Source organism: Halalkalibaculum sp. DA3122, assembly GCF_043951865.1.
Lineage (GTDB): Bacteria > Bacteroidota > Rhodothermia > Balneolales > Balneolaceae > JAMQKA01.
On record NZ_JBINJF010000037.1, the window covers coordinates 21,240 to 27,802 of the forward strand.

The 6,563-nt window shown below is 44.0% G+C and carries 2 protein-coding genes and 1 pseudogene; 2 read left to right on the forward strand and 1 reads right to left on the reverse strand.

Features of this window, described 5'->3' with window-relative positions; translation table 11 throughout:
* Positions 1-133 precede the first annotated feature (133 nt).
* A complete protein-coding gene (locus ACG2F4_RS17280) occupies positions 134-3,469 on the reverse strand; it encodes a VCBS repeat-containing protein (RefSeq protein WP_395262146.1) in 3,336 nt (1,111 codons plus the stop codon).
* A gap of 677 nt (positions 3,470-4,146) precedes the next feature.
* On the opposite strand from ACG2F4_RS17280, the gene ACG2F4_RS17285 reads away from it, so the two are divergent.
* Entirely contained in the window at positions 4,147-4,722 is a 576-nt protein-coding gene (locus tag ACG2F4_RS17285; protein ID WP_395262147.1) for an RNA polymerase sigma-70 factor, read from the forward strand.
* A gap of 1,515 nt (positions 4,723-6,237) precedes the next feature.
* A pseudogene (locus tag ACG2F4_RS17290) lies at positions 6,238-6,563 on the forward strand (hypothetical protein); the annotation flags it as partial.

Sequence of the window (6,563 nt, forward strand, 5' to 3'; positions counted from 1 at the left end):
TGCCTTGGGAAGGGACAGTTGTGACTTTTTGAGGATGCCCCACTTACATCTTGACTCCTTGATCAGGTTTTTACGTTCGATGTTACCCCATTTGTTGCAGGACGGTATCTGACGGTGTACAAGGAACGAAAGGTCAATTATTTAGTCTGTAAAGTCTGAGTTTATCCTGATTTGATCCTACCAGTATTCCCAAGCTATTTTCGCCAAGTCTAATCGGTTTAATATCCTTTACGTCGTAAGGAATGAAAATACCACTTTCATCCACAGGCAGCGGTTCAAAGTCTCCGTCTGCTTTACCCTTTAGCAATAATCCCACCGAGGCATCCGCCCTGGTAGTTGCAAATTCTACATTAAACCTGTTTCCCCCAACCAGCAGATCTTTTATACCATCGCTGTTATAATCGAGCACAACAACTGCATTTACGGAAGAAAACTGGGCTTCGGTTGGCAGTTCCCGCAATGTCAAATCACCTTCGGAGTGCTCTAAAAGTACGCTTGCAAAATTATTGGCTTCATAGTGCAGTGCATCATCAATTCCGGAGCCGAGCAGATCCTCCAGGTTCGCTTTTGCGAACGAACGATAGGTCGAAAATTCAGAAGCGATACTCTGAATTTGTTGATCCAGCCTGTCTTTTCCGGCCACAGGAACCAATTCATCATTGTGATTAGTTGCCAATACAATATCTACAATCCCATTGTTTTCGAAATCATCTGCAAAGATATGAAATGGGCGCTCACTGGTGGCCTTGAACTTGTAATTCAACCCGATATTTCCGGCAATCAGGTCTTGATCGCCATCATCGTCAGCATCGGTCGATATAATGGTATTCCACCAGCCTTTTGTGCTGCTGCCATCAGACAAAAATGCGGAGGATATCTCCTTAAACTCCTCATCGATAAGTTTAAATATACGGATCGGCATCCATTCTCCTGCTACAGCCAGTTCAGGATCTCCTTTCCCGTCTATGTCGGTCCACACAGCTGAGGTGACCATTCCTAATTTGTTAAACTCAGGTGCTACTGTATTCGTCACGTCTTCAAACTCTCCTCCATTATTTTGCAACAGGTAACTTTTGGGCGGAAAGGGGTACATACCCGGTACATGACGCCCCCCTACGAAAAGATCCAAATCGCCATCGCCATCGTAATCGGCTGCAGCTACACAGGACCCGCTGGCTGTAATTTCAGGCAGATCAAATGATCGTGTGAAATTTCCCGCTCCGTCATTAATATAGAGACGATCCTGATACATGGAGGCATGTTGAGGAAACTCGTTGCCTCCACTAACCACATATAAATCGAGAGCTTGATCTCCGTTTGCATCGAAAAAAAGAGCTCCCATATCTTCATGGTCTTCGTCATCTTCAAACGCGGGATTTTTTTTCCGTTCAAACCCTCCCTCTTTTTTCTGCAGGAAAAGCTGACCCGGCTGACCATGGGCTCCTCCGACATAAAAATCGTCCAATCCATTGCCGTCAACATCACCGGTTGTTATAAATGGTCCCTCTGTTGAGAGGCTGTGAGACAACAGCGGCTGTTGCTGGTAGTCATCGAATTCATTCTCCCGGTGAATATAGGGTGGATCAAACCACTGGGAGGTGACATCGCTGAATATCGGTTCTGTTTCCTGTTTGTTTGGCTTGACACGTATAGCATCCTCGTATGATAGCTCCAACATTTGATTAGCCTCAATATTCCGGAGTCTGCTTTGTTTTGCGTCGTGCCATGTGACCGTAACTAAGTCTATGGTGCTTGCTGTATCCAGGCCGAAATGGGCAACCGGAGGACTCGAGGAAAGATATCCCCGGGTTGTTTTCATTTGAAAAAACTGTTGCTCATTGCCGTATTCCAAATGTATTTTTGCACCTAACCCGTCAATGTTGCCAGGAGGTCCCTTAAGCTTCACCCGCAGATAATTATTTTCGCGCAACTCATCGGCGCTGTTTTTATAGAGAAACGCCTCCCCATCCATGTTATTGACAACCAAATCCAACGTGCCGTCATTATTAAAATCCGCAACTGCAGCTCCGTGGGATACACTAGCTTGATCCAATCCCCATTCGGAAGACTTGTTGGAGAACGTTAAATTGCCATTATTTTTGAAAATATAGTTTGGCAGTTTGTTTTTGGGATACTGGTTGATCAAATCGGTGGCTAGTCCGCGAATCAATTCTTCTTGGGAGGAAAATTGGTGTGCATTTTCCTGCACAATTTTTACTCCCCTGGCTTCAGCATCCCTGTTATTCACATCCCGCAATAAACCATTCGAGATAAATAGATCCCGATAGCCGTCATTGTTAAAATCACTTCCCAGAACAGCCCAGCTCCAGTCAGTTTTTGAAACGCCTGCGAGCTGGGATATTTCACTAAAAAAACCATTCCCCTGGTTTAGATGCAGCACATTATGCATGTACTTGTGGTGAAATCCACTCTCTATTATTTCACGATAATCCTCTCGCGTCATGTGGGCCATAGATGTTTTTGATCGAATGTAATCCTCAGGCAGCATTTCGGTAACGATTATATCTTCCAAACCATCATTGTTAATATCCACAATATCCGTTCCCATCGAATGAAACGAGATGTGGTTTGTGGCTTTGTCAATGCTTTCGTTAAATGTTCCATCCCCTTGATTGATATATAAATAGTCATCTTCCAGGAAATCATTGGCAACATAAATATCCGAATAACCATCCTGGTTGACGTCAGCGGTTACCACACTCAGTCCGAATCCAAAATTGCCTGTGATGCCTTTCTGTAGTCCAACTTCTGTGTACGTTCCCCCTTCGTTTAGATAGAGTTTATCCCTGGCAAGGTCGCCTGGATCTTGTTTTCCCTTGAGGACTTCAGGAATAGGGATAAAGAATGATTCGGGTCGATTGGTGATATACACATCCAGATCGCCGTCGTTATCCAAGTCAAAGAAAGAGGCGTGAAGGGAATAACCGGTTTCATTCAGCCCATATTTTGCAGCCTGTTCCTTGAAGGTCAGATCTCCCTGGTTGATAAAAAGTAAATTTTTGCGTTCTTCTTCGGTATCCTTCCAACCTCCGCGGGTAACATAAATATCCTGATATCCATCATTATTTATATCAACCATGACCGCCCCGTTGTGCCAACCCGGTCCCCCATCCACGCCGGCTTTTGTGGTGATATCCTCAAATTCAAAACTTCCGTTATTCAGATACAACTTATTTGAGACTTGGTTTCCCACAAAATAAATATCCGGCAGACCATCATTGTTGATATCGCCAACGGCTAGTCCCGCCCCGTCGTAGACGTAGTTGAAATCAAGAAAAAAATTATCAGCATTTTCGATTATATCATTCGAAAAATGAATACCACTTTTTGAGACGGGAATTAGCTGGAATAAATTTCCACTTCTTGAATCATTTGATTCATGGGAATTGCAACCATGAATTAAAATAAGTGGAATGAAAATTGAGAGATATGATGCTAATCTTTTCAATATAATCGCATTTTATTCTTAACGTTTTAATATAGCTGTTTCGGTAGCAAGCTCACCCATACTTCGAGATCCAATTTAATCATACAACAGCTGTGTTTAAAAACTGAAATTAAACTTTCTCTATGCTATTCAGTATGCAAAATAGGTTTAGAGATTTGCGTTTTTAAAACCTTGTCAACCAAAACGTATCCCGGACGCTTCGAATCCGGTACTGTCCCCATCCGCGGTTTCAGGATGATATGGATTTTAGCCGGTGGTGCGCATCTGTCAAAATTTGAGGGTTTCTGATATGAGATTTCCCCTACGGTGAATTGTTGTCACGGAAAGCCTCCATTCGATTGTCTTACCTATAAAAGGAGGCATCAATAAAGCCAATGAAAATTAATCAAGTTTTTTGAGAAAGGTTTAGGCATCAAATTGTCTTAATTGGACACTACTGACTTTTAATATTGAATTTTCCCATAAAACCCTAATGTAACTTCCAGTCCCTTGATTGGGTGTGGAAGTTTTTGAATCTGATAATGCAGAGTAATGATTGATTTAATCAACTGGATAAAAGTTTTCAATAAATAGCATAAGTTGTAAGTACGGAAGGGATTCGATTACTCCTACAAAGGAGAAGGGGATAGTTAATGGTAGGATTTATTTAAAATCCTACGAAAAGAGCAGGGTATTGGATGAGTGACAAGTTACTTTTCGAAAAAGTTAAAGATGGGGATGAGGAGGCTTTTGAAGAGCTATTTGATAAATACTACGAACCCCTGGTGCGATTTGTATGGGGATATGTCAAATCAGAGGCCATTGCTGAAGAAATAGTCCAGGAATTATTTCTGAAGGTATGGCGAATAAGCACGACCCTGACAATCCAGACCTCAATTAAATCATATCTATACAGGGCAGGAAGGAATATGAGTTTAAACCACTTGAAACACCGGGATACAGAGCAAGAGTGGGAAGAAGAAAAAAAAGCCCTGCATAAGAACCAGCCAAGGGAGTCCAAATTAGACAGAAATCTCCACTACAAAATGCTGCTCAAGGAAGTTGAACAAGCCATTCAAGATCTGCCCGAAAGGCGCAGGCTCATATTTGTCCTGAGCCGGCACCAGGACATGACCTACAAGGAGATTGCCGATTTTTTGGATATTTCAGAAAATACCGTAGACACACAGATCAGAAGAGCACTGGCTACCCTGAGGGAGCGCTTTTCTGAGTTGTTGGTTTCGTTAATTGTGTTTTCCAGTCTCATGGTCTGAATCTTCAAGGTGTCCGGATATAAAACGAGTCTTAAAAGCGGGGTACTCTGTTCGAAATGAATTAGAGACCGTTTTAAAAGTCACGCTAGCCTCTTACCCCAACCCGAGTTGTCCCTTTTGGCTTGATCCAAAAGGAACCAAAAATTCAAGGCGGTGAATGGGGCAAACGCTGCCGCCTGTGCAGGCGTGGAGAGGTAGAGAACGAAGCCCTTTCTAAAACCCCCGGGGTTTCCGGTCCGCAAAAGCGGTCCTGGTAGTAACGGGCAGCCACCGTTGAAGAAAAACCCCGAGGGTTTCGAACAACGCTTTCCTCCCAACCCTGCCAGGTTTCCTTTTCAAGAAAAGCAGCCCATTTAAGACAAAGCGGCCCTTTTTAATCATACAAACCTCGCAGGTTTCGAGCCGAGCTGGCCATCAGACAAGGTATACCGGCAGGATCTCCGCGCCCCATTCAAGGCCGGAAAGACCAGGTTGTATATTTTGTAGCTTGCTCGCTCGTCAGACAGAACTTCTTCCGGTCTTGGGCATGGTGCTATAACTCGTTCAAACGATCTCCCCTTCGAAATTCATCATTTCTAATTCTTCATTCATAATTCCCATCCTCCGCCAGCGGTTTTTTAAGGTTCGTTTTTTCTTCGATGAAAAAATGAACAAGGAAAGATGATTAAAAAGCCTGAATGTGAAAAAGGGGACTATTTTCCCAACACGAGGTGTCCCTTTTGGCTTGATCCAAAAGGGACGAAAAAATCAAGGTGGTGAATGGGCCAAACGCTACAGCCTCAGCAGGCGTGGATGTTGATGGTCCGTCACGCAAGTTGCCCGCTATCAAAACCTTCACCGGTGCAACATCCACCCCCGCCTGCTTCGGCCTCCGCGCCCCATTCAAGGCCGGAAAGGCCAGGTTGTATATTTTTAGCTTGCTCCCTCGTTAGACAGAACTTCTTCCGGTCTTGGGCATGGTGCTATAACTCGTTCAAACGATCTCCCCTTCGAAATTCATTATTTTTAATTCTTCATTCATAATTCCCATCCTCAGCGGCTTTTTTTCGTTTTTCTTCGATGAAAAAATGAACAAAGAAAACCCTAAACAACCGGGGCAATAGCTCCTGTGAAAAAAGATACCATCTTATACAAAAAAAGATACCATCTTAAGGAGAAAAAGATACCATCTTTTTTGTCAGAAGATACCGGCATAATATCGAGTAGATAAAAAACCCTCTGCCGGGCAGGAGAGGGGGGAGGGCTGTATCGCGGGAGATCCCGTTGCCAGCCGGCGTCTTCAACCGTCAGCTGTCCCGTACGCGGGGGAGAGTGCCTTGCGTCGCCTTCGCAATTCATCATTCTTACTCCTTCATTCATCATTCCTCATTCCCATTCCCTGCGGGTGACGGGTGATAAACACATTTATCAAAGAATTTTTCCCAGGCAGCTGTCACGGTAACCACAGATGTAGTTGTCATTGTAGTAAGAACGCAGGAAAAATAATGATAACATTCGCCTTAATAGCAGATTACCGTGGGTTTACGTGAGATATATCCCGAACAGATAAAACGATATGTGACCGGTGAGTACTCCCGGGAAGATGAAAAGTTCGTTAATGAGTGGCTTGATGAAGATCCCGCTCGCGAGGAGGAGCTGGAAGAGCTGCAAAACCTCTGGGACATTTCGGGAAACGTGTTGAAGATGGGAAACAAGAGGCGTGCCTGGGATATTATCAGAGAGCAGATCAAAAGGGAGAAAAAGACTGATAAATTTGAGTATGGACCGGTTCCCAGGCAGTTGGATAGAAGGAGAGCAAACCCGCTGGGCATGCTGTTGCGAATAGCTGCAGTACTGCTGGT

What these genes read in the sequence shown, in the direction of transcription:
- ACG2F4_RS17285 (WP_395262147.1), top strand. Translation starts at nt 4,147, where the DNA reads ATGAGTGACAAGTTACTTTTCGAAAAAGTTAAAGATGGGGATGAGGAG.